Source organism: Bordetella genomosp. 1 (assembly GCF_002261335.1).
Classification (GTDB): Bacteria; Pseudomonadota; Gammaproteobacteria; order Burkholderiales; family Burkholderiaceae_B; genus Bordetella.
Window position 1 is genome coordinate 1283420 of sequence record NZ_NEVL01000003.1, and the last position, 24537, is coordinate 1307956.

At 66.0% G+C, this 24537-nt stretch carries 23 protein-coding genes; 3 read left to right on the forward strand and 20 right to left on the reverse strand.

Features of this window, described 5'->3' with window-relative positions; all coding sequences use genetic code 11:
- Positions 1-2: 2 nt before the first annotated feature.
- From CEG14_RS14245 to uvrB, 12 genes are all read right to left on the reverse strand, one after another.
- A complete protein-coding gene (locus CEG14_RS14245) occupies positions 3-1385 on the reverse strand; it encodes a COG3014 family protein (protein WP_141243349.1) in 1383 nt (460 codons plus the stop codon).
- Between the two features lie 562 nt (positions 1386-1947).
- A complete protein-coding gene (locus CEG14_RS14250) occupies positions 1948-2835 on the reverse strand; it encodes a methylglyoxal synthase (protein WP_094826993.1) in 888 nt (295 codons plus the stop codon).
- 249 nt (positions 2836-3084) lie between these two features.
- Positions 3085-3279, reverse strand: coding sequence for a Fe-S cluster assembly protein IscX (iscX, locus tag CEG14_RS14255; protein ID WP_094826994.1), 195 nt, complete (start codon positions 3277-3279; stop codon positions 3085-3087).
- Position 3280: 1 nt separating this feature from the next.
- Positions 3281-3622, reverse strand: coding sequence for an ISC system 2Fe-2S type ferredoxin (gene fdx, locus CEG14_RS14260; protein WP_094826995.1), 342 nt, complete (start codon positions 3620-3622; stop codon positions 3281-3283).
- 7 nt (positions 3623-3629) lie between these two features.
- On the reverse strand, positions 3630-5492 hold the full coding sequence (hscA, locus tag CEG14_RS14265) for a Fe-S protein assembly chaperone HscA (RefSeq protein WP_094826996.1): 1863 nt from the start codon (positions 5490-5492) through the stop codon (positions 3630-3632).
- Positions 5493-5566: 74 nt separating this feature from the next.
- Complete coding sequence (gene hscB, locus CEG14_RS14270) at positions 5567-6079, reverse strand: Fe-S protein assembly co-chaperone HscB (RefSeq protein ID WP_094826997.1); 513 nt, start codon at positions 6077-6079, stop codon at positions 5567-5569.
- Entirely contained in the window at positions 6079-6402 is a 324-nt protein-coding gene (gene iscA, locus CEG14_RS14275) for an iron-sulfur cluster assembly protein IscA (protein ID WP_094826998.1), read from the reverse strand. The genes hscB and iscA overlap by 1 nt, the downstream gene beginning before the upstream one ends.
- Before the next feature lies 1 nt (position 6403).
- Complete coding sequence (gene iscU / locus CEG14_RS14280) at positions 6404-6808, reverse strand: Fe-S cluster assembly scaffold IscU (RefSeq protein ID WP_094826999.1); 405 nt, start codon at positions 6806-6808, stop codon at positions 6404-6406.
- A 51-nt stretch (positions 6809-6859) separates the two neighbouring features.
- Positions 6860-8071: an IscS subfamily cysteine desulfurase gene (locus CEG14_RS14285; protein WP_094827000.1), complete on the reverse strand. Its 1212-nt coding sequence runs from the start codon at positions 8069-8071 to the stop codon at positions 6860-6862.
- A 16-nt stretch (positions 8072-8087) separates the two neighbouring features.
- Entirely contained in the window at positions 8088-8630 is a 543-nt protein-coding gene (gene iscR, locus CEG14_RS14290) for a Fe-S cluster assembly transcriptional regulator IscR (protein ID WP_094827001.1), read from the reverse strand.
- Positions 8631-8834: 204 nt separating this feature from the next.
- Positions 8835-9326, reverse strand: a complete 492-nt coding sequence (locus CEG14_RS14295) for a low molecular weight protein-tyrosine-phosphatase (RefSeq protein ID WP_094827002.1) — start codon at positions 9324-9326, stop codon at positions 8835-8837.
- A 377-nt stretch (positions 9327-9703) separates the two neighbouring features.
- Positions 9704-11728, reverse strand: a complete 2025-nt coding sequence (uvrB, locus tag CEG14_RS14300; protein WP_094827003.1) for an excinuclease ABC subunit UvrB — start codon at positions 11726-11728, stop codon at positions 9704-9706.
- A gap of 78 nt (positions 11729-11806) precedes the next feature.
- Here uvrB and CEG14_RS14305 point away from each other — a divergent pair, with 78 nt between their 5' ends.
- The gene (locus tag CEG14_RS14305; RefSeq protein ID WP_094827004.1) at positions 11807-13009 is read left to right on the forward strand and encodes an amino acid aminotransferase; all 1203 of its coding nucleotides are present in this window, start codon (positions 11807-11809) and stop codon (positions 13007-13009) included.
- 208 nt (positions 13010-13217) lie between these two features.
- A complete protein-coding gene (lexA, locus tag CEG14_RS14310; protein ID WP_094827005.1) occupies positions 13218-13874 on the forward strand; it encodes a transcriptional repressor LexA in 657 nt (218 codons plus the stop codon).
- Between the two features lie 223 nt (positions 13875-14097).
- Here lexA and CEG14_RS14315 read toward each other — a convergent pair whose 3' ends face one another.
- The 6 genes from CEG14_RS14315 to tig form a co-directional block, all read right to left on the reverse strand.
- Positions 14098-15120, reverse strand: a complete 1023-nt coding sequence (locus tag CEG14_RS14315) for an NAD(P)-dependent oxidoreductase (RefSeq protein ID WP_179280600.1) — start codon at positions 15118-15120, stop codon at positions 14098-14100.
- Positions 15121-15139: 19 nt separating this feature from the next.
- Entirely contained in the window at positions 15140-16204 is a 1065-nt protein-coding gene (locus CEG14_RS14320) for a Bug family tripartite tricarboxylate transporter substrate binding protein (RefSeq protein WP_256985706.1), read from the reverse strand.
- Positions 16205-16401: 197 nt separating this feature from the next.
- Positions 16402-18840, reverse strand: a complete 2439-nt coding sequence (lon, locus tag CEG14_RS14325) for an endopeptidase La (protein WP_094827008.1) — start codon at positions 18838-18840, stop codon at positions 16402-16404.
- Between the two features lie 202 nt (positions 18841-19042).
- Positions 19043-20341 (reverse strand): ATP-dependent Clp protease ATP-binding subunit ClpX, encoded by a 1299-nt coding sequence (clpX, locus tag CEG14_RS14330; RefSeq protein ID WP_094827009.1) that lies wholly within the window; start codon positions 20339-20341, stop codon positions 19043-19045.
- A 114-nt stretch (positions 20342-20455) separates the two neighbouring features.
- Complete coding sequence (gene clpP, locus CEG14_RS14335; RefSeq protein ID WP_094827010.1) at positions 20456-21109, reverse strand: ATP-dependent Clp endopeptidase proteolytic subunit ClpP; 654 nt, start codon at positions 21107-21109, stop codon at positions 20456-20458.
- Positions 21110-21111: 2 nt separating this feature from the next.
- Complete coding sequence (gene tig, locus CEG14_RS14340) at positions 21112-22422, reverse strand: trigger factor (RefSeq protein WP_094827011.1); 1311 nt, start codon at positions 22420-22422, stop codon at positions 21112-21114.
- A gap of 252 nt (positions 22423-22674) precedes the next feature.
- On the opposite strand from tig, the gene CEG14_RS14345 reads away from it, so the two are divergent.
- Complete coding sequence (locus CEG14_RS14345; protein WP_094827012.1) at positions 22675-23229, forward strand: TIGR00645 family protein; 555 nt, start codon at positions 22675-22677, stop codon at positions 23227-23229.
- Between the two features lie 103 nt (positions 23230-23332).
- Here the strand turns inward: CEG14_RS14345 and CEG14_RS14350 are convergent, their stop codons facing one another.
- Complete coding sequence (locus tag CEG14_RS14350; protein ID WP_094827546.1) at positions 23333-23539, reverse strand: cold-shock protein; 207 nt, start codon at positions 23537-23539, stop codon at positions 23333-23335.
- 332 nt (positions 23540-23871) lie between these two features.
- A complete protein-coding gene (locus CEG14_RS14355) occupies positions 23872-24423 on the reverse strand; it encodes a DUF924 family protein (RefSeq protein WP_094827013.1) in 552 nt (183 codons plus the stop codon).
- Between the last annotated feature and the right edge of the window lie 114 nt (positions 24424-24537).

Sequence of the window (24537 nt, forward strand, 5' to 3'; positions counted from 1 at the left end):
GCTTACTGCAGCAGTGCCGATTTTTCCGGCGCCTTCGGCGGCGCGGCGCGCTTGGCGCCGCGTTTCTTCGGCGCCGGCTCGTCGACCACCGCCTGTTTGGCGAGCTCGCCGAAGCGGCCCGCCTCGCCCAGATAGGTCACGGCGGGATACATGCGCAGCGGCACGATCATGTGGCGTCCGCTCACGCTGATCTTCTGCGGCGCCTGCGCCACGCCCGGCAAGGTCAGCGCGTAGTCGCCGGCGGGCATGAAGCCGCGCGCCACGTATACGCGGCCCGGCAGCGTGCGCCACAGGCGGTCGTCGGCGGGCGGCTCGGCCACCACGGCGGCGACGTTGGCGATCAGGCCGGCGATCAGGCCGCCCTCCTTCTGCGCCACGACCTGGGCCGCCGCCTTGGCCACCATGCGCACCGCGGCGCGCGTCTGCATGCCGGGCAGGTCATCCTTCAAGGCGCGTCGCGCCATCACGTTGAAATCGGCCACGAGGCTCACCGGCAGCGTGGTTTCGCCCACCGAGATCTTGCTCATGGACTCGACTTCGGCGATGGGGCTGATCACGGGATACGACATGCCGACCATCGCAATGCCCGAGCCCGTCGGCACCGGGAACATGAACTTGCGCGATTCGCGGGCGGGCGCATTGCCGGCCTCGATCACGAACAGCACGTCGGTCTGACCATTGCCGCGCTGCTGCGCGCCGCGCTCCGACAGGCCGCTCAGGCCCTGCTCGAGCACCGGGCTGTCGGGCCGCAGCTCGATCGCCTGGCGATAGCCGGGCGCCGCGAGGCTGGGTTCGTTCAGCACTTCATAGACGAAACCGGAGAGGTAGTGGCTCAGCGCATTCTGGTAGCCATTCTTGAGCGCCAGCACCTCGGGATCGTTCAGGGTCTCGATCGGATAGCCCTTGAGGTCCTGCTGCTTGGTCTGCGCGCCCTCTTCCTTGGCCTTCTCTTCCGCGGCCTCGGTCTGACGGGCGCGATACTCGGCGATCAACGCCTCGCGTTCGTGCGTGCGCTTGATGTCGACGCGGGCATTCTCAAGATCGCCCTGCGACAGCCGATTGAGCGCCATCACGGTGGTCAGCATGACCTTCTCGTAATCCTGCGCCTCGTACGTGCGGTTGCCGTCGCCGAGAATGGTTGCGCCCACCTGCGACGCCACTTCGCTCAGCGTGCCCCGCGCGGTCTCTTCCCATTGCTTGACGCTGGTGTCCGCGGTCTCGAAGGCGCTCATGCTGTCGCCATACTGGCCGGCGATGCGCAGCAGTTCGCCCTTCTCCAGGTTGAGCAACAGGTCGCCGGGGTTACCGGTGCGCAGTTGATTGTCGACCTTCACGATGGCGTCCTGCAGCCGACCATGGCCCAGATCCACCGTACTCTCGCCCACCTTGCTCTGGTGCGTTGCCGCACAGCCGGCCAAGCCCAATACCAGTCCCGCCCCCAACAATACCCGCAGCATGTCGTCCTCCCCGTTTACCGGGATTTGTGTCCAGGAGAAACAGAGTTTTAACATTAATACGGCACATATTTCAATTTGATATTTAAACGTAACAAATACGCCCAATGTTCCGATGAATTTACAAACAGTCATCGAAATGGGTAACCAAGCGTCGCATCCTCCTGAAAACGGCACGTCGCCGGGGCTCGGAGATACACCCTCCGGGATGCTTGCCGCTCGGCACGACTACCGAAACTCGGACAGCTGCAACGCGCCGGCCCGAAGCAATCCGCTGACGAGCGCGCGCCCTTCCCGCCCGCGTCGCGCCGGCGAGCGACATATGGGAGAAGGCGGAGGGAGGTCGAGATCGAGCGAGCGGAGGACGCGCTTCAAAGACCGGCGCCGCGCGCGATAGCCTGCTCGGCACGTCTCAGTCGCTCGACGCCACGCGCCTCAGCGGCCTGCAAACAAAAAGCCACCCCGAGGGGTGGCTTTTTGGCATTCGGCGCGCTCAGGCGGCGGCGCGCTTGCGCACCGCGTCGGCCCAGCGTCGCGCCACGGTGGGCGACGTGGCGCACGCGGCCGATTGCGTGACCACGCGCACGGCACGCTCGAGCAGCTGGATGTCGGCCTCGTGCTGGCGTGCCACGTGCGGGTCTTCGAAGAAGATCACGCGCTGGCACTGATGCTCGAGCACCAGCTCGGCGATCTGGGCGTCGCCGCCGAGCGGGCCGCTGAGATAGCGATGCACCCAGGGCTTGTCCTTGGGCCAGCCGCGCGACCAGGCCAGCTCGTTCAGGCGGCCGCCGGTGGTGCCGGTGGCGACACGACGGGAAAACTGCGACAGCACGTCGAAGTACGCGTCGGCGAAGGCCACCATCTCATCCTTCAGCGCATCGTGCGAGATCAGCGCGAGCGTCTGCCCGTCGAAATGGAAATAACGCGACAGCGCGGGATCCGGGGCGAGTCCGGCGTGCACGCGCTCGATCTCGATCCACTCGATGGCGCCGGCCAGCGTGGAGATGAAGGGCCGGCCATGCGTGATGCACTGGCGCTTGAGCGCGAGCGCCTCGGGAAAGATCGACGACGGGTCGACCGGGTCGATCAGGTAGATCGCGCCGTCGAACGGCGCCTCGCCGTCACGGCCCTCGGTGACGCGCGCCACCAGCTTCATCAGCCCGCCCTCGCGCCCATACGGGTAGCGGATCAGGCCGTTGTAGCCCTGCAGCATGCCCTCGCGCACGATGGCGTCGTGGGTGCGGCCCACCGTGTGCAGCTGGACGCCCATCTCGCGGATGGTGGCCGAACAGGCGCGCAGCCAGGTGAACAGGGCCGCGTCGGGCGTTTCGTGATGGAGTCGGTTGGCGGCGAGGCCAAAGCGCAGGCGGGGAGCGGTCATGGACGGAACACGAGGAATGAGGGCGGCGCGGAGCCGGCGGCGCAGGCGCGCGGGCGAGCCTGCCTGCCGATGATACCGCCAGGACGATGACAGCGCGCAACCGCGCGCGCCAGGTCCCGCATTGCGGGAAGGTGCGACCGCAGGTGCGGCCGCCGGTGCGGCTGCAGGTGCCCCCGCAGGCGCGGCGGCGGACCCGCAAAGCACAAGGCCCCGCGCGGCGGGGCCCTGCTGTCCTGCGGCCTGCGAGGCTCAGTCGGCCTCGTCGATCCAGGCCTGCTGGATGGCCTCGAGGATCTTCTCGCCGCTGTGCGCGGGATCATCGTTGAAGCCGGGCAGCGCCAGCACCCAGGCGCGCAGCTGCGTGAAGCGCACCGTGGCGGGATCCACGTCGGGGTGCGTGTCGACCAGGGCGGCCGCAATCTCGTAGGTGTCGACCCACTTCATGTCAGTGATCTTCCTTGGCGTGATTGATGGTGTACTTCGGAATCTCGACGGTCAGGTCCGCATCTTCGATGATGGCCTGGCACGACAGGCGCGAGCTGGAGGTCAGGCCCCAGGCCTTGTCGAGCAGATCCTCTTCGGCGTCGGTGGCGTCTTCGAGCGAGGACAGCCCCTGGCGCACGATCACGTGGCAGGTCGTACACGCACAGGAGAGCTCGCACGCGTGGTCGATGTCGACGTCGTTGTCGAGCATCACGCGGCAGATCGACACGCCCTTGGGCGCGTTCTCGATCACCTTGCCTTCGGGGCAGATCTCGGGATGGGGCAGTATGGTCAGTTTGGGCATAACGGTATCAGGCGAGTTCGTCGAGGTTGCGGCCAGCCAGCGCGGCGCGGATGCTGCGGTCCATGCGGCGTGCGGCGAAGTCTTCGGTCGCATCCGACAGCGCCTGCACGGCGGCACGCACCGCGTCGACGTCGTCGGCATTGCGCGCGGCGGATGCGCCGGCCAGCGCCGCGTCCACCCGTTCGCGCTCGGCCGCATCGAGCAGATCGCCGTCGACGGCCAGCGCGGCCGTGACCGACTCCACCAGCTGCGCCGCCTCGACTTGTTGCTCGCGCAACATCCGGGCGCGAGCATCGGCATCCGCCTGCGACACGCCTTCGGACAGCATGCGCGTGATTTCGTCGTCGGACAGGCCATAGGAGGGTTTGACGGTGACCGCGGCTTCGACACCGGTGCTCTGCTCGCGCGCCGTCACGCTCAATAGTCCGTCCGCATCGACCTGGAAGGTCACACGGATACGCGCGGCGCCCGCCACCATGGGCGGAATGCCGCGCAGCTCGAAGCGCGCCAGCGAACGGCAATCCGACACCAGGTCGCGCTCGCCCTGCACCACGTGCACGCTCATGGCGCTCTGGCCGTCCTTGAACGTGGTGAATTCCTGCGCGCGCGCCACGGGAATGGTGCTGTTGCGCGGGATGACGCGCTCGACCAGCCCGCCCATGGTCTCGAGACCGAGCGACAGCGGCGTGACGTCGAGCAGCAGCCAGTCTTCGCCCGGCGCGCGATTGCCCGCCAGCAGATTGGCCTGCAGGGCGGCGCCCAGCGCCACCACCTGGTCGGGATCCTGGTCCACCAGCGGCTCGGTGCCGAACAGGCCGCCGACGGCCTGGCGCACCACGGGCATGCGCGTCGCGCCGCCCACCATCACCACGCCCTTGACCTCGTTCACGGCCAGGCCGGCGTCGCGCAAGGCGCGGCGCGCCGCGTCCAGCGTGCGCGCGACCAGCGGCTGCGACCATTGTTCGAACTCGGCGCGCGAGACCGGCTGCGCCACGGCGCGGCCATCGGCCAGCGTCAGGCCGAGCGTGACGGTGTCGGCGTCGGTGAGCGCCTCGCGCGCCTGCCTTGCGGCCACCAGCAACGCGCGGCGCTCGCCCAGCGACAGCTCGCCGAGCTGCTGCGCGTCCTGCACCCTGGCCGAGATCAGCGCATCGAAATCGTCGCCGCCCAGCGCGGTGTCGCCGCCGGTGGCGATCACCTCGAACACGCCCTTGGTCAGGCGCAGGACCGAGATGTCGAAGGTGCCGCCACCCAGGTCATAGACCGCGTACACGCCCTCGGCGGCCTGGTCCAGCCCGTAGGCGATGGCGGCCGCGGTCGGTTCGTTGAGCAGGCGCAGCACATTGAGGCCGGCCAGCTTCGCGGCGTCGCGCGTCGCCTGGCGCTGCGCGTCGTCGAAATAGGCCGGTACCGTGATGACGGCGCCCACGAGGTCGTCGCCCAGCACGTCTTCGGCGCGCTGGCGCAGCACCGCCAGGATCTGCGCCGACACCTCGACCGGGCTGAGATCGCCCTGGCGGGTGCGCAGGCGCACCATGCCGGGCGCGTCGACGAATTCGTAAGGAGCGCCGCTGGCGCGCGCATCATCGGCCGAGCGGCCCATGAAGCGCTTGACCGACACGATGGTGTTCTGCGGGTCCTGCGTCTGCTGGGCCAACGCGGCGCGGCCGGTGGTCGCGCCGCCGTCGGCGCGATAGTGCACCGCCGAGGGCAGCAGCACATGGCCATCGGCATCGGGCAGCACTTCGGCGACGCTGCTGCGCACGGAGGCGACCAGCGAATTGGTCGTGCCGAGGTCGATGCCCACCGCGAGCTTGCGCTGGTGCGGCGCGGGCGAATCACCCGGTTCGGAAATCTGCAATAAAGCCATGTTTCTGTGGAAAGTTTTTTAGGCCTGGCACCGGGCCGCCCGCCACTGCGGCGACGCGCCCGGCGCGGCGCGCCTCAGGCAAGCGGACGCGCGGCGGCCAGTTCCTGGGCAATTTTCTCGATGAACATCCACTCGCGCACGCGCGCACCGGCAGCCGTGTAATCCTGGCGGACGTCGAGCAGCTCGGTGAGCGTGGCGCGCATCTCGGCGCGCGCTGCGCCCAGCTCGCGCTCGAGCGTGGCGGCCGCCTCGGGATCCTGGCGCGCGTCGTCGAGCATCTCGCGCCACGTCATCTGCTGCATCAGGAACGCTGGCGCCATGGCCGTGTTGCTCTCGGTCTGCAGGTCGATGCCGGCCTGCTCGACCAGATAACGCGCCCGCAACAGCGGATCGCGCAGCTGGCGGTAGGCTTCGTTGGCGCGCGCGGCCCACTGCATCGCCACGCGGCGCTCGGCGGCGCTCGCGGTGGCGTAGCGGTCGGGGTGCACGCGCGCGGCGACCGTGCGCCAGGCCTGCTCCAGGCCGGCCTCGTCCAGCGCGAAGCGCTGCGGCAGCCCGAACAGGCTGAAGTGGTCGTCGCCGGCCATTACACCGTGAACGACTCGCCGCAACCGCAGCTCGCCTTCTCGTTCGGGTTCTGGAACTTGAAGCCTTCGTTCAGCCCTTCGCGCGCGTAGTCGAGCTCGGTGCCGTCGATGTAGGGCATGCTCTTGGGATCGACGAACACCTTCACGCCGAAACTCTCGAAGACCTGGTCTTCGGCCTGCACTTCATCCACATACTCGAGCTTGTACGCCATGCCGGAGCAACCCGTCGTGCGCACGCCCAGCCGCAGCCCGATACCCTTGCCGCGCTTCTGGAGATAGCGGCCGATATGGTTGGCCGCCTGTTGGGTCAGCGTGATGGCCATGTCAGTCTGCCGTCACGGCCTCGGTGGCGCCGTGCTTGGTCTTGTAGTCCTGGACGGCCGCCTTGATGGCGTCTTCGGCCAGGATCGAGCAGTGGATCTTCACGGGCGGCAGGGCCAGTTCTTCGGCGATCTGCGTGTTGCGGATGTTGAGCGCTTCGTCGAGCGTCTTGCCCTTGACCCACTCGGTGACCAGCGAGCTCGAGGCGATCGCCGAGCCGCAGCCGTAGGTCTTGAAACGCGCGTCTTCGATCACGCCGGTGGGGCTGACCTTGATCTGCAGCTTCATGACGTCGCCACAGGCGGGCGCGCCGACCATGCCGGTGCCGATCGAGTCGTCGCCCTTTTCGAACGAACCCACGTTGCGCGGGTTTTCATAGTGGTCCAGGACCTTGGTGCTGTATGCCATGATGTTTCTCCGTATTCTCTTCTGCTGTTTCCGCGGGTGAGCGCCGGGCGCTCAGTGCGCCGCCCACTGCACGCTGTTGAGGTCGATGCCGTCTTGCGCCATCTCCCACAGCGGCGACATGTCGCGCAGCTTGCCGACGCGGCTCTTGAGCAGCTCGATCGTGAAGTCGACTTCTTCCTGGGTCGTGAAGCGGCCCAGCGTGAAGCGGATCGAGCTGTGCGCGAGCTCGTCGTTGCGGCCCAGGGCGCGCAGGACGTACGAGGGCTCCAGGCTGGCCGAGGTGCAGGCCGAACCGCTGGAGACGGCCAGTTCCTTGATCGCCATGATCAGGGACTCGCCTTCGACGTAGTTGAAGCTGATGTTCAGGTTATGCGGCACGCGGCGTTCCATGTCGCCGTTGACGTAGGTCTCTTCGATCTGCGACAGGCCGGCCAGCAGGCGATCGCGCAGCATGCGAACGCGTTCGTTCTCGGTGCCCATCTCTTCGCGAGCGATGCGGAACGCCTCGCCCATGCCGACGATCTGGTGCGTGGCCAGCGTGCCCGAGCGGAAACCGCGCTCGTGACCGCCGCCGTGGATCTGCGCTTCGATGCGCACGCGCGGCTTGCGGCGCACGTACAGGGCGCCGATGCCCTTGGGGCCGTAGGTCTTGTGGGCCGAGAACGCCATCAGGTCGACCTTGAGCTTCTGCAGGTCGATCTCGACCTTGCCGGTGGCCTGCGCCGCGTCGACGTGGAAGATGATGCCCTTCTCGCGGCAGATCTCGCCGATGGTTTCGATGTCCTGGATGACGCCGATTTCGTTGTTCACCATCATCACCGACACCAGGATCGTGTCGGGGCGCAGCGCCTGCTTGAAGACGTCCAGGTCGAGCAGACCGTCTTCCTTGACGTCGAGGTAGGTCACCTCGAAGCCCTGGCGCTCGAGTTCGCGACAGGTGTCCAGCACGGCCTTGTGCTCGGTCTTGACGGTGATGATGTGCTTGCCGCGTTCGGCGTAGAAATTGGCCGCACCCTTGATCGCCAGGTTGTCGGATTCGGTGGCGCCGGAGGTCCAGATGATCTCGCGCGGATCGGCGTTGACCAGCTTCGCCACTTCTTCACGCGCCTTCTCGACGGCCTCTTCCGCATCCCAGCCGAACGCATGGCTGCGCGAGGCGGGATTGCCGAAGTTGTCGTACAGCCAGGGAATCATTTTTTCGACCACGCGCGGGTCGACCGGCGTCGTTGCCGAATAGTCGAGGTAGATGGGACGATTGCTCATGGGGTACTACTCCTGCTTAGACGGTGGCGTTGGCGGCGACGGTGGTACTGGGCGCATTGGCGGCACTCGCGCCGGCCCCCACACGGTTGACCCGCACCGAACAGCCTTGTGCTTGATTGTTGGCTTCCTGCAGCTGGCGCACGCGTTGCTGGTCGACCAGGTCCTGGAGCGACACGGAGTCCAGGTAGTCGACCATCTTGCGATTCAGCGTGGCCCACAGCTCGTGCGTCATGCACTTGCCGGGCTTGCCGTCGTTGCCGCTGGTGCAGTCGCGCTTGCCACCACAGCTGGTGGCGTCGAGCGGCTCGTCGACGGCGAAGATGATGTCGGCGACCGTGACGTTGCGCGCCAGGCGGGCAAGCGAGTAACCGCCGCCCGGGCCGCGCACGCTGTCCACGAGCTCGTGGCGGCGCAGCTTGCCGAACAGCTGTTCCAGGTAGGAGAGGGAAATATTCTGGCGCTGGCTGATCGCCGCGAGAGTGACCGGGCCGCTATGTTGCCGCATAGCCAGATCGATCATGGCAGTCACGGCGAAACGCCCTTTGGTAGTTAGCCGCATGGTAGGTTTCCTGAATCCGTTTGAGCACCCTGCCCGCCCGGGCCACTGGGGCGGGGACGGCGGGAAAGCCAATACTTGAGTAATTGCCTCAAGTATACCAAATTCCCGAGTAAATTGCTAAGTATCTCGGCCGGAAAAAACCGCGCTCAAGGCGCGGTCGGGAATGCGTGAGAGGCACCCAAGGGCGCCCCTGGGCAAACCGGATCAGGCGGCCTGGTATTGCGTGGCGCGCTTGCGCACCAGCTCCAGCACACCCTGACAGGCATCTTCGAGATAATCGAGCACCTTGCCGAAACCTTCCGGACCACCGTAATAGGGGTCGGGCACGGTGGCCTCTTCGAATTCGTTGGCGAAGCGCATCAGCAGCATGAGCTTGTGCTGATAGGCCTTCGGGCACTGCTGCTGCAGCGCCGACAGATTGTCCCAGTCCATGGCGAGGATCAGGTCGTAGTCGCGGAAGTCTTCCGCGGTCACCTGACGCGCTTCGCACTGGCTGATGTCGTAGCCGCGCTTGCGGGCAGCGGCCTGGGCCCGGGCATCCGGGGCTTCGCCGATGTGGAAGGCATGCGTGGCAGCGGAATCAACCCGCACGACGTCGGCAAGCCCGGCGTCGGCCACCAGATGGCGGAACACACCTTCTGCGCTCGGCGAGCGACAGATATTGCCCATGCAAACGAAAAGTACCTTGGTCATCATGGTGTCAAGTGTGCGGGAAAACCCGGAATTTAGCAAGCTTTTTTTGCGGTTTGATGGCGATTGTACGGGCCCGCCGACTAGCCATTTTTTTATTGAGAAACAATGGCTTATGCGCATTACCTGAATTGAATTCAGGATTGAAACCGGCCCCGTTTTACCCGTATGTTGTGACATCCATACAAAGCGCTGCAAACCACCCTACAAGCACCGAAATTCAGCAACTTGTCAGCTGAAGATGCGGGCGACGGTCGGGTTTTCAAGGCCGGGAGTGCCTCTCGCCCTGCCCGCCGCCGCGATCCCGTTCGGCCTCGCGCTCAAGTACGACCGCGGCGGCGCGCCGGAGTTCAGCCGCGCCGCCGCCGTCGCGATCGGCGCGATCAGGCGCCGTCCAGCAGCACGCGGTTCTTCAGGGCGGTGAGCGCGTCGCGCGCGGCCGCGGCCTGCTCGAACTCCAGGTTGCGCGCATGGTCCATCATGAGCTTCTCGAGTCGCTTGATTTCGCGCGCCAGGGCCTTCTCGTCGGTCAGCAGCGCGGCGGGCACGGCATCCTCGAGCATGTCGTGGCTCGCCGGCGCCACCACCCCGTCGATCAGCTCGCGCACCGCCTTGTTCACGCCGCGCGCCGTGATGCCGTGGTCGGTGTTGTGCTGGATCTGCTTGGCGCGGCGCCGCTCGGTCTCGTCGATCGCGCGCCGCATCGAGTCGGTGATCCGATCGGCATACAGGATCGCGCGGCCGTTCAGGTTGCGCGCCGCCCGCCCGATGGTCTGGATCAGGCTGCGCTCCGACCGCAGGAAACCTTCCTTGTCGGCGTCCAGGATCGCCACCAGCGAGACCTCGGGAATGTCGAGGCCTTCGCGCAGCAGGTTGATCCCGACCAGCACGTCGAAGGTGCCGAGCCGCAGGTCGCGCAGGATCTCGACGCGCTCGACCGTGTCGATGTCGGAGTGCAGGTAGCGCACCTTCACGCCATGCTCGCTCAGGTAATCGGTGAGGTCTTCCGCCATGCGCTTGGTGAGCGTGGTGACCAGCACCCGCTCCTGCGCCTCCACGCGGATGCGGATCTCGCCCAGCAGGTCGTCGACCTGCGAATGGGCCGGCCGCACCTCCACGATCGGATCGACCAGGCCGGTGGGACGCACCACCTGCTCGACCACGTTGTCGGCATGGGCCTGCTCGTAGGCCGCCGGGGTGGCGGACACGAACACGCACTGGCGCATGCGCGCCTCGAATTCCTCGAGCTGCAGCGGCCGGTTGTCGAGCGCCGAAGGCAGCCGGAAGCCGTATTGCACGAGGGTGTCCTTGCGCGCGCGGTCGCCGCGGAACATGCCGCCCAGCTGGCCGATCGTGACGTGGCTCTCGTCGATGAACATCAGCGCATCGGCCGGCAGGTAGTCGATCAGCGTGGGCGGCGGTTCGCCGGGCGCCGCGCCCGACAGATGGCGCGAGTAGTTTTCGATGCCCTTGCAGAAGCCCAGCTCCTGCAGCATCTCCAGGTCGAAGCGCGTGCGCTGCTCGAGCCGCTGCGCCTCCACCAGCTTGCCCTCGCGCGTGTAGAACGACAGCCGCTCGCGCAGCTCTTCCTTGATGGTTTCGATCGCACGCAGCACGGTCTCGCGCGGCGTCACATAGTGCGAGCCGGGATACACCGTGAAGCGCGGCACCTTCTGCCGCACCTTGCCGGTGAGCGGATCGAACAGTTCCAGCGTTTCGATCTCGTCGTCGAACAGCGTCACGCGCAGCGCAAGCTCGGGGCTTTCGGCCGGGAACACATCGATGGTCTCGCCGCGCACGCGGAACGCGCCGCGGGTGAAGTCGGCGTCGTTGCGCGTGTATTGCATCGCCACCAGGCGCGCGAGCACCTCGCGGCGCGAGACGCGGTCGCCGGCACGCAGGATCAGCACCATGGCGTGATAGTCGCCGGGATTGCCGATACCGTAGATGCACGAGACCGTGCCCACGATCACCGTGTCGCGCCGCTCGAGCAGGCTCTTGGTGGCCGACAGGCGCATCTGCTCGATGTGCTCGTTGATCGACGAGTCCTTCTCGATGAAGAGATCGCGCGTCGGCACGTAGGCTTCGGGCTGATAGTAGTCGTAGTAGGAAACGAAATACTCGACGGCGTTCTTCGGAAAGAACTCGCGCATTTCGGCATAGAGCTGCGCGGCCAGGGTCTTGTTGGGCGCGAGCACGAGCGCCGGCCGACCCAGCCGGGCAATCACGTTGGCCATGGTGTAGGTCTTGCCAGAGCCCGTGACGCCCAGCAGCGTCTGATACATGAGCCCGTCTTCGATTCCCTGCGCCAGCCCCGCGATCGCCGTGGGCTGGTCGCCCGCCGGCGGATACGGCTGATAGAGCTGGAAGGGACTGTTGGGGAATTCGACGTATCCAGGAGCGGTCATGCTAGACTGTCCTACAGGGTAAACCCCCCATTATCCATAGCACCTCGGTGTGCGTCCATCTCACTCTTCCCCTGTCCCATGAGCACCCTTTTCGATTCCGTCGAACTCGCGCCGCGCGACCCCATTCTTGGCCTGAACGAGCAGTACAACGCTGACACTCGCCCCGGTAAAGTCAACCTCGGCGTGGGCGTGTACTACGACGACGAGGGACGCATCCCGCTGCTCGGCGCCGTCCGCAAGGCCGAAATGGCCCGCATCGAAGCCGCCGCCGCCCGCGGTTACCTGCCGATCGAAGGGATCGCCGGTTACAACAAGGGTGCGCAGGCGCTGCTGCTGGGCAACGACTCCAAGCTGGCCGCCGAAGGCCGCGTCCTGACCACCCAGGCCCTGGGCGGCACCGGCGCGCTGAAGATCGGCGCCGACTTCCTGCGCCAGCTGCTGCCGCAGTCGAAGGTCCTGATCAGCGATCCCAGCTGGGAAAACCACCGCGCCCTGTTCGAGCGCGCCGGTTTCACCGTGGGCACCTACCCCTACTACGACGCCGCCACCCGCGGCCTGAACTTCGACGCGATGCTCGCCGGCCTGCAGGCTGCGCCCGAGCAGACCATCGTCGTGCTGCACGCGTGCTGCCACAACCCGACCGGCGTGGATCCCACGGCCGAGCAATGGAAGCAGATCGCCGACGTCGTCAAGGCGCGCAATCTGGTGCCGTTCCTCGACATCGCCTACCAGGGCTTCGGCGAAGACCTGGAGCAGGACGCGTCGGTCGTGCGCATGTTCGCCGACCTCGGCCTGACCATGTTCGTGAGCTCGTCGTTCTCGAAGTCGTTCTCGCTGTATGGCGAGCGCGTCGGCGCCCTCACCGTGATCGCCGGCAACAAGGACGAAGCCACCCGCGTGCTGAGCCAGCTCAAGCGCGTGATCCGCACCAACTACTCCAACCCGCCGACCCACGGCGGCACGGTGGTCTCGACCGTGCTGAACACGCCCGAGCTGCTCGAAGAGTGGAAGCAGGAGCTGGCCGGCATGCGCGACCGCATCCGTTCGATGCGCAAGCAACTGGTCGAGAAGATCAAGGAAGCCGGCGCGACCCAGGACTTCAGCTTCGTGCTGCAGCAGCGCGGCATGTTCTCGTACTCGGGCCTGACCTCGGCCCAGGTCGACCGTCTGCGCGAAGAACACGGCGTGTACGCCGTGTCCAGCGGCCGCATCTGCGTGGCTGCCCTTAACAGCCGCAACATCGACGTCGTGGCCCGCGCCATCGCCGCCGTGCTGAAGTGATCCGGCGCGGGCGCCCTGCCCGCACCGCTCCCCGGCAAGCCAGAAAGCCCACCGCCCGCGGTGGGCTTTTTGCTGGGGTCGATCCGGACCCTCCCGGGCCCGGTCCTCCCTATTTCACGCTACGGTCACGATCAGAGTTGCATTTTTCGGCTTCGTCCCCCACAATCGCCTGTATATACATACAGTCCGCATTCGGCGGATCATTGCCATGGCCACGAAACTCACGGAACGCCAGCAGGAAATCCTCAACCTCATCCGGCAAACCGTCGCGCGCACCGGATTCCCGCCCACGCGGGCCGAGATCGCCCAGGCGCTCGGCTTCCGCTCGCCCAATGCCGCCGAGGATCACCTGAAGGCACTGGCGCGCAAGGGCGCGATCGAGCTCACGGCCGGCGCCTCGCGCGGCATCCGCCTGAAGGATGCCGAGCCCGATGGCGCCGCCAGCCAGTCGCTGCTGCCGATCCCCGCCCTGGCGCAGCTGCTGCTGCCGCTGGTGGGCCGCGTGGCCGCCGGCAGCCCCATCCTGGCCGCCGAACACGTCGAACGCGAAGTGGGCGTGGATCCCGGTCTGTTTGCACAGCAGCCCGACTACCTGCTCAAGGTGCGCGGCATGTCGATGCGCGATGTCGGCATCCTCGAAGGCGACCTGCTCGCCGTAAAGCGCGCCGCCGAGGCCCGCAACGGCCAGATCGTGGTCGCCCGCATCGGCGACGAGGTCACCGTCAAGCGCCTGCAGCGCCAGAATGGCCGCATCGAGCTGCTGCCCGAAAATCCCGATTTCAGCCCCATCGTGGTCGGCCGCGACGAGGATTTCGCGCTGGAGGGCATCGCGGTGGGCCTGATCCGCACGCAGGCCCTGCACTGAGGTCCTGCATTGAGGGTCGTGCACTGAGGCCCCTCTACCGAGCCTCGCAGCCCGCATCGAAAGAGCCCGCGCAAGCGGGCTTTTCTTCGCCCCCTCGTCGCTCGCCCATCGGCATGCCGCGCTCCACAGGTTGCGGTCGCAACGGATTCGTTTTTGAACGAACCAGCTTTCGTGGCCTGGGCGGGCGCGGTGCCGCAACGCCGCCCGGACCGCGCGCCGGGCCTCAGGCGGCCCGCCCTCCCGCCGCCAGCAGCGCATCACGCCGGGCCCGCACGCCCGGCCAGGCGGCCTCGGCGTTCACCGCCAGCGCGGGCAATTCGCCGCGCAGCAGCAGGGCCTCGAGGCTGTCGAGGGCGCTCAGGCCGTTGCGCAGATTGGCGTCGGCGGTGTGGCCCGCCAGATGCGGCGATACCAGTACGTTCGGCAGCGCGAGCAACGGATGCCCGGGCGGCAGGCGCCGCTCCTGCACCACGTCCAGCGCGGCGCCGGCGATGGCGCCCGCGCGCAGGCGCGCGATCAGCGCCTCCTGGTCCACCACCTCGCCGCGCGATATGTTCACCAGCCAGGCGTCCGGCCGCATGGCGTCCAGGAAGCCCGCATCGACCAGGCCGCGCGTCTGCGGCGTGAGCGCCACGCAGGGCAGCACGAAATGGCACCCGCGGGCGATCTCGTCGCGCGAGGCCGGCCGCGCCCAGTCGGGCAGCCGCGCCGGATCGCGCGTGTGCACCCACACCTCCATGCCGAAGCCGTGGTGCAGGATGGCCGCCAACGCCGCCGCGATGGCGCCATAGCCCAGGATGCCGGCGCGCCGTCCGCCCAACTCGACGGGCAGGCCGGAGTGCCGCCGCCGCGTGGCGTCCCAGCCCTCGCTGCGCAGATCCGCATCCACGCGGTGCTGCGCGCGCGCCAGCATCAGCATGCGCGTGATCGCGAACTCGGCCACGCTGCGGGCATTGCCGCCCGGCACGTTGGTGACCAGCACCTGATGCTGCGCGCACGCCTGCATCGGCACCACGTCCAGCCCCACGCCGTGGCGCGCCACCATGAGCAGCCCGGGCGCGTGCTCGCACAGGTCGTGCGGCAGGTCGTCGCGCGCGATCACGGCATGCGCGTCGCGCAGCAGCCCCCGCAAGGTGTCCGCGTCCGGCTCGGGCGCCACGCGGAAGTCGAAGCGCGACGCCGCGCGCGCCATCGCCTCGGGCGACAGCGCGCGCGTGCTCACCACCACAAAACGTCCTTCTTTCACTGCGTGCTCCTGCGCCGGTTCAATCGAGCGCCACGCCCAGCTGCTGCACGACCTTGCCCCACTTGTCGGTCTCGGTGCGCACATACTCGGCGAACTGCTGCGGCGTGCCGCCCATGGCCTCGGCGCCTTCGTTCTGCAGCTTCTGCTTGATCTCGGGCCGCGCCAGCACCTCGTTCACGTCGGCGTTGATGCGCGCGATCACCTCATCCGGCGTGCCCTTGGGCGCGAAGTAGCCGAACCACGAACCCAGCGCGAACTCCGGATAGCCGCTCTCGGCCACGGTGGGCACGTTGGGCAGGCTGGGCGAGCGCCGCTGCGTCGAGACCGCGATCGGCACCAGCGCGCCGGAACGGATGTGCCCCATGACCGAGGGAATCGTGGCGAACATGAACTGCACGCGCCCGCCCAGCAGGTCATTGAGCGCATCGGCGCCCTTGTAGGGGATGTGCGTGACCTGCACGCCGGCCTGCTGCGCGAAGGTGGCACACGACAGGTGGGCCGCGGTGCCCACGCCGGTCGAGGCGCAGTTGAAGCTGTTGGGCTTGTCCTTCATGAGCTTCACCAGCTCGGGCAGCGTCTTGACCTTGCTCGACGGATGCACCACCAGCACATTGGGCACGTCGGCCACCAGCACCACGGGCTTGAGGTCTTTCTGCGGATCGAACGGCAGCTTGCGGTAGAGCGACGGATTCACCGCGATGGGGCCGATCGAGTTGATCAGCAGCGTGTAGCCGTCGGGCGCTGAGTTGACCACGGCCTGCGTGCCGATGTTGCCGCTCGCGCCGGGCTTGTTCTCCACCACCACCGACTGCTTCCAGCGCTGCGTCAGCGAGGCGCCGATCTCGCGCGCCAGGATGTCCGTCGTGCCGCCGGCCGAGAAGGCCACCACCACCGACACCGGCTTCTGCGGCCAGTCCGGCGACGCCGCGCCGGCCGCTCCGCCGGCCATCAGGCACACGGCGCCGGCGGCCACCGCCGCCCTGCCCCGTGCCGCCCATCCGCGACGCGCCAGCGCGCCCCCGCTCGAGAAATGCCCGGCCTCGTCCGGGCGGCCCATGCGGGCAGCCTGCCATACCGAATCCATTGCCTGTCTCCCTTTTTGGTCTATGGTCGTCCGTCTGCGCGTCGACCTGAAGCCATACTAGAGAGCCGGGCGCCACCCCTGCTTGAATTAATGGAAACGCCGCTATTCCATTTGGACGAGGGAGCCGGCGCCGCGCGTCCAAAAAAAACCGCCCGAACGCGTCGGGCGGTCTTGTCGTGCGGCGCGGGCCGCCGGTGTCAGTGCTTGATCACCGGGTCGGTCGAACCGGACTCGACGGGCTTGGCCACCAGCGGTTCCTTGGCGGCTTCTTCCTCGGCGAGCGGCTCGGGCTGGCGCTCGAGCGCCAGTTCCAGCACCTTGTCGATCCAGCGGACCGGCACGATTTCCAGGAAGTTTTTCACGTTGTCCGGAATCTCGGCGAGATCCTTCACGTTTTCTTCCGGGATCAGCACGGTCTTGATACCGCCACGATGCGCGGCCAGCAGCTTTTCCTTCAGGCCGCCGATCGGCAGCACTTCACCACGCAGCGTGATCTCGCCGGTCATGGCGACATCGGCGCGCACCGGAATGCGCGACAGTGCCGAGACCATGGCGGTCGTGATCGCGATACCGGCAGACGGGCCATCCTTGGGGGTGGCGCCTTCCGGCACGTGCACGTGCATGTCGTGCTTCTCGAACACGCTGTCGGCAAAGCCGAGGCGGCGAGCGCGCGAACGCACCACGGTACGCGCGGCCTCGACCGATTCCTTCATGACGTCGCCGAGCGAACCGGTGCGCTGGATGACGCCCTTGCCGGGCATGTCCGCCACTTCGATGGTCAGCAGATCGCCGCCCACCTCGGTCCAGGCCAGACCGGTCACCTGACCGACCTGGTTTTCCTTTTCGGCCATGCCGAAGGTGTAGCGACGCACGCCGAGGTAGTCGTTGAGGTTGTCGGCATTGACGGTCACGGGACCATCGCCACGCACCTCGCCCTTGTCCTTTTCGGTCAGGAGCTTCTTGACCACCTTGCGGCAGATCTTGCCGACTTCGCGCTCGAGCGCACGCACACCCGCTTCGCGGGTGTAGTAGCGCACGATGTCCTGCAGCGCGCTTTCCTCGACGGTGAGCTCATCCTCGCGCAAGCCGTTGTTCTTCATCAGCTTGGGCAGCAGGTGATCGCGGCCGATGTGGATCTTTTCCTCTTCGGTGTAACCCGACAGGCGGATCACTTCCATGCGGTCGAGCAGCGCCGGCGGAATGTTCAGCGTGTTGCTGGTCGCCACGAACATCACATCCGACAGGTCGAAGTCGACCTCGATGTAGTGATCCTGGAAGGTGTGGTTCTGTTCGGGGTCGAGCACCTCGAGCAGCGCCGACGAAGGATCGCCACGGAAGTCCTGGCCCAGCTTGTCGATCTCGTCGAGCAGGAACAGCGGGTTGCGCACGGCGACCTTGGTCATGTTCTGCACGATCTTGCCCGGCATGGAGCCGATGTAGGTGCGACGGTGGCCACGGATCTCGGCCTCGTCACGCACGCCACCCAGCGCCATGCGCACGAACTTGCGGTTCGTGGCCTTGGCGATCGACTGGCCGAGCGAGGTCTTGCCCACGCCCGGAGGGCCGACCAGGCACAGGATCGGCGCCTTGACCTTGTCGACGCGCTGCTGCACCGCGAGATACTCGAGGATGCGTTCCTTGACCTTCTCGAGACCGTAGTGGTCGTCGTCCAGCACCTTCTCGGCGTTGGCCAGCGAGTTGTTGATCTTGCTCTTCTTCTTCCAGGGAAGATTGATGAGCGTGTCGATGTAGTTGCGCACGACCGTGGCTTCGGCCGACATGGGCGACATCAGCTTGAGCTTCTTGAGCTCGGCGTCGGCCTTCTTGCGCGCTTCCTTGGGCATGTGCGCGGCGACGATCTTTTTCTCGAGTTCCTCGATGTCGGCGCCTTCTTCGCCCTCGCCCAGTTCCTTCTGGATGGCCTTGACCTGTTCGTTCAGGTAGTAGTCGCGCTGGCTCTTCTCCATCTGCTTCTTGACGCGGCCGCGGATGCGCTTCTCGACCTGGAGAATGTCGATCTCGGTTTCGAGCTGCGTGAGCAGGCCTTCGAGACGCTCGGAGGTCGGGATGATCTCGAGCATCTTCTGCTTCTGCTCGAGCTTGAGCGGCAGATGCGCGGCGATGGTGTCGGCCAGGCGGCCGGCGTCGTCGATACCGGCCAGCGAGGTCAGGATCTCGGGCGGGATCTTCTTGTTGAGCTTCACGTACTGCTCGAACTGGGCCACGATGGCACGGCGCAGGGCCTCCGTCTCGGAACCCTGGGTCGTGTCGGGCTCGATCGGGGTGACCTGGCAGGTGAAGTGCGAATCGACGTCTTCGATGCTGTCGATGCGGGCGCGCTGGGTGCCCTCGACCAGCACCTTGACGGTACCGTCGGGCAGCTTGAGCATCTGGAGGATGCCGGCCACGCAGCCGATTTCATAGACGTCTTCGGGGGTCGGGTCATCCTTGCCGGCGGATTTCTGCGCCACCAGCATGATGCTCTTGCCCGCTTCCATGGCCACCTCGAGCGCTCGGATCGAGCGGGGACGGCCCACGAACAGCGGGATGACCATATGGGGGAACACCACCACGTCTCGCAAAGGAAGCAGCGGGAGGTCGATCGGGTCGGAAGGCAGGGTCTGGCTAGCAGACATAGGTAGGTTCCTCGTGTGACTCGACGTTTTAGGGACAGGAACACCCGCGGCTAGGCCAGCGGCTTTTCACGTCGGTTACGTCCGATATGGGAACAATAGCCCAAAATTCAAGTGTGGGGCATCAAAGCCCTTTCTGAATGCAAAAAAACCCGTCAAAGACGGGTTTTTTTGTCTTTCATTGCGCGTCACGCGGCTTCGACGCTCAGGCTGCGGCGTCGCGAACCTCGGACTCGCCCGATTTACCGGGCGCAGCGCCTTCCTCGTTGTAGATCAGGAGGGGCTTGCCGGCGCCTTCGATGACGGTGTCTTCGACGACCACGCGGCTGACGTTGCCCTGGGAGGGCAGGTCATACATGGTGTCGAGGAGCGCGCCCTCGAGGATCGACCGCAGGCCACGGGCCCCGGTCTTGCGCTTGAGCGCCTTGCGGGCGATCGCCTTGAGCGCGTCGGGCCGGATGTCCAGCTCGGCGCCTTCCATGGCGAACAGCTTCTGGAACTGCTTGATCAGCGCGTTCTTCGGCTCGGTGAGGATCTGCACCAGGGCGGCCTCGTCGAGCTCGTCGAGCGTGGCGACCACCGGCAGGCGGCCGACCAGCTCGGGAATCAGACCGAACTTGATCAGGTCTTCGGGTTCGACTTCGCTGAACAGCTCGCCCACGCCGCGCTCCGACTTCGCGCGCACCGAGGCGGAGAAGCCGATGCCCGATTTCTCGGTGCGATCGCGGATGACCTTCTCGAGCCCGTCGAAGGCGCCGCCGACGATGAACAGGATGTTGGTCGTGTCGACCTGGACGAAGTCCTGGTTGGGGTGCTTGCGGCCGCCTTGGGGCGGCACGGACGCCACCGTACCTTCGATCAGCTTGAGCAGCGCCTGCTGCACGCCTTCGCCGGAGACGTCGCGCGTGATCGACGGGTTGTCGGACTTGCGCGAGATCTTGTCGATTTCGTCGATGTAGATGATGGCGCGTTGCGCCTTCTCGACATCGTAATTGCAGTTCTGCAGCAGCTTCTGGATGATGTTTTCGACGTCTTCACCCACGTAACCGGCTTCGGTCAGGGTGGTGGCGTCGGCCATCACGAACGGCACGTTCAGCATGCGCGCCAGGGTCTGGGCGAGCAGCGTCTTGCCCGAGCCGGTGGGGCCGATGAGCATGATGTTGCTCTTCGAGAGCTCCACCTCGTCGCCCTTGATCTCGCCATGCCGGATACGCTTGTAGTGGTTGTACACCGCTACCGCCAGCATGCGCTTGGGCGCGGTCTGGCCGATCACGTATTGATCCAGGAAGGTCTTGATCTCAGCCGGGGTGGGCAGCTCGGAACGAATCGCAGCGCGCGCGGTGGCTTGCGCCTCCTCGCGGATGATGTCGTTGCACAGGTCGATGCATTCATCGCAGATGAATACGGACGGACCCGCGATCAGCTTGCGGACTTCGTGCTGGCTCTTGTTGCAGAAAGAGCAATGCAGCACTTTTGCGTCTGCCGATCCCTTTTTTTCAGGCATAAGTGTTTCGTATCTCTGGTGAGGATGCCCGCCGCGCGAGCGGCGGGCACACATTCAACGCTTATCGAATCTGGCGGCAGTACAGGGGGCCTGACGGCCCTGGGAGACGTGTGTTTACACGTCGGCCCGGGAGGCCAGAACCTTGTCTACCAGACCATACGATACCGCATCTGCGGCCGACATGAAGTTGTCACGCTCGGTGTCTACGGCGATGCGTTCCACGGGCTGGCCGGTGTTGTCGGCCAGGATCCGATTCAGCCGCTCGCGCAGGTCCAGGATTTCGCGGGCCTGGATCTGGATGTCCGTGGCCTGCCCCTGGGCGCCGCCCGAAGGCTGGTGAATCATGATGCGGGAGTTGGGCAGCGAGAAACGCTTGCCCTTCTTTCCGGCCGCCAGCAGGAACGCCCCCATGCTTGCCGCCAGGCCCGTGCACAACGTGGACACATCGGGCTTGATGAACTGCATGGTGTCGTAGATGGCCATCCCGGCATACACCGACCCGCCGGGCGAGTTGATGTAGAACGAGATGTCCTTGTCAGGATTCTCCGATTCCAGGAACAGCAGCTGGGCGACGACCAGGTTGGCCGTCGCGTCATTGACCGGACCCACCAGGAAGATCAAACGCTCGCGCAGCAGGCGCGAGTAGATGTCGTAGGCACGCTCGCCGCGCCCCGACTGTTCGATCACCATCGGGATATAGCCCAGGCCGGTCGGCGTCACGGAGGCGCCGCCATTCATTGCTGCATAGAAATCGGTGAAACGCTGCATATTTATGCCATCCCCATCAACTGGTCGAAGGCCACCTTCTCATCGGTAACCTTGGCCTTTTCCAGCACGTAGGCCACCACGTTGTCCTCCAGCACGATCGCTTCGATTTCAGCGCGGCGCTGGCGGTCGGACAGATAGTAGCTGACAACCTGGGCGGGCTGCTCGTAGTTCTGGGCGAACTCTTCGATGCGGGCGCGCACTTGCTCGGGCTTGGCTTGCAGCTGGTTCTGCTTGACCAGCTCGGAGACCAGCAGGCCCAGGCGCACGCGGCGCTCGGATTCGGCCGAGAAGATCTCTTCCGGCATCGGCACGTTTTCGGCGTTCGGCACGCCACGCTGCTTCAGCTCTTCGCGGGCTTCGGCGATGCGGCCTTGCACGTCGTTGCTGATCAGCGCCTTGGGCACGTCGAACTTGGCGGCTTCGACCAGGGCGTCCATGACGCTGGTCTTGGTGCGGCCTTGCGAACGGACCTTCACTTCGCGCTCGATGTTGGTGCGGATGTCGGCCTTGAGCTTCTCGACGTCGGCGTCGGCCTGGCCCAGCGACTTGGCGAACTCGGCGTTGACTTCGGGCAGCACGCCTTCAGCCACTTCTTTGATCGTGATCGTGAACTCGGCGGTCTTGCCGGCCACTTCCTTGCCCTGGTAGTCGTCGGGGAACTTGAGCGGGAAGACCTTGGTGTCGCCAGCCTTCAGGCCGCGCGCGGCGTCTTCGAACTCGGGCAGCATGCGGCCCTGGCCCAGCACGAACGGGAAGTTTTCGGCGGTGCCGCCTTCGAAGGCGACGTCATCGATCTTGCCGACGAAGTCCAGCACGACACGGTCGCCATCCTGGGCGGCACGGCCTTCGCGGGTTTCGAAGGTGGCGCGTTGCTTGCGCAGCACGTCGAGGGTCTTGTCGACTTCGGCGTCGGACACTTCGGTGTCGTAGCGGGTCACGGCCAGGCCGGCCAGATCGGGCACCACGACTTCCGGATACACCTCGAAGGTGGCGCTGAAAGCCAGCGTGCCTTCGTCGACGCCTTCGGTCTTGGGTTCGAGGGTGGGCATGCCGGCAACGCGCAGCTTGGCGCCGTCGACGGCCTGTTCGAAGGCACGGCCGACCTGGCTGTTGATCACGTCGTAGCGGATGCTGGGGCCCTGGGTGCGCTCGATCATGGCCATCGGCGCCTTGCCCGGACGGAAACCGGGAACCTTGGCGGTGCGGGCCACGCGCTTGAGTTGCGCCTGGACTTCCTTTTCGACGTCTGCGACCGAGACGGCCAGATCAATACGGCGCTCGAGGCCGGAGAGGGTTTCAACCACAGGCTGCATTAAAAGACCTATTTTCCGAAGGAGTAACGAGGAAGATGTAGAACGAAACGCGCTAGACAGACGTAGAACGAAACGAGCTAAACGGGCCATTTTACCGGAAAGTTGCACAACCCCCGCAAGCCCCCTTCCCTGTCCCCGTCACGGGCCGGGGAACACCACACCGACAGACACAGTCTGACAGCCCCACGGTAGCGCGGCATTGATAGAATTCCGCCCGCTCGCACCGGCATCCACAGCTCGCATACATAACAGATGACTATTCCCCGTGAACCCCGCCTGGGCATGCTGCCCGCCCTGATCTTCAGCTCGCGCTGGCTTCAACTGCCTCTCTACCTGGGCCTGATCGTCGCCCAGGGCGTCTATGTGTTCCTGTTCCTCAAGGAGCTCTGGCACCTCGTGACGCACACCAACTCGTTCGGCGAGATGGAAATCATGCTGATCGTGCTGGGCCTGATCGACGTCGTGATGATCTCGAACCTGCTCGTGATGGTGATCGTGGGCGGCTACGAGACCTTTGTTTCGCGCCTGCGGCTGGAAGGCCACCCCGACCAGCCCGAGTGGCTGAGCCACGTGAACGCCAGCGTGCTGAAGGTCAAGCTGGCCATGGCCATCATCGGCATTTCGTCGATCCACCTGCTGCGCACCTTCATCGAGGCCGGCAACCTCGGCAGCGCCAACGCCCGCTTCACCGAGACCGGCGTGATGTGGCAGACCATCATCCACGTGGTGTTCATCCTGTCGGCCATCGGCATCGCCTACGTCGACCGGCTCACCAACAGCGGGCACCACCACGCACCGCGGCACTGAGCCCGCCCCGCAGGGCCGCGCCCATGCGCCGGCCCAGAACGAAAAAAAGCCCCGTCTCCGGGGCTTTTTTGCATGGCGGCCAGGGCCGCCGGGTCAGCGGCACTCAGGCCGCGACCTTGATGTTCTTTGCGCTCGGGCCTTTGGGACCTTCGCCGACCTCGAAGGTCACGCGTTGGTTTTCCTGCAGCGACTTGTAGCCCTCGCTGCGGATCTCGGAGTAGTGAGCGAACAGGTCCTTGCTGCCATCATCGGGCATGATGAAACCGTAGCCCTTTTCTGCGTTGAACCACTTGACGATGCCGGTTGCCATGGTGACTTCCTTCAAATAGCGACGAATCGCGGAACGCCAGATGATCAAGAAAACACGTTGACTGAACTGCTCGCCGGGTGCCTGCCAGCGCGGGGGCCCACACTGCTTGAAGATCTCGCAAGCCCAGTGTAGGTGTGTGCAGGAACAACGGTCAAACGTTCCGCAACGTTCTCGTAATTCACTACATTAGAAATATTTTGTTGCAAGGTCGTGAGACCCCTGTCTTGTTGCGGCGCAATAGAGCGTCGCGTGCATCCAACACTTTGGCGGGGTAGTGGCGTCGGCCCTGGCGGACCTGCGACCGGCCCGCCCCCGCGCCCGGACGACGGCAGTCAGCCGGCGAATCCGCCATCGTCCAGGAAGCGTTGCTCCGTTTCCGTCGTGGTGCGCCCGAGACTGGCATTGCGATGCGGAAAGCGGCCGAAGCGAACAATAATATCCCGGTGAATAATCGCCCAACGCAATGTATCGGCGTCGAGCCCGGACATTAATGAAACGCCCTCATTTTGGGCGTCGATATCTTCTGCATGTTCAAACGGCAAATAAATAAAGTGCCGCAGTAATGGCTCGACCTGGACGTCCAGTCCGGCCGCAACGGCACGGCGCGCGATGGCCAGTGCGAGCCCGTCGGTCGCGAACATGTGGGCGGTGCCGCGGAAGGCGTTGCGGGGGAACTGGTCGAGCAGGATCAGCAGCGCCAGCACGCCTTCGGCGGAGCCCTCCCAGTCGGAGCGCTCGCCACGGGCGGCGGCGAAGTGCGTGTCGAGGAAGCGTGCACGGAAGGCGGCGTCGAAGGCGTCGTCGCGGGCGAACCACTTCGCGGGGCCTGCGTCGCGCCAGAATGAGACCACGGCGTGCGCCGGGGCGGGGGTGTCATGGGTCATGCCAGGGGCTCCTGCCAGGCCGCCAGCGGCGCGCAGCGCGCGTGGGCGGCGCCTTGCGGGGCGGCGGGCACGCTCGCCGCCGACACCCATAAAAAAAGCCCCTTTCGGGGCTTT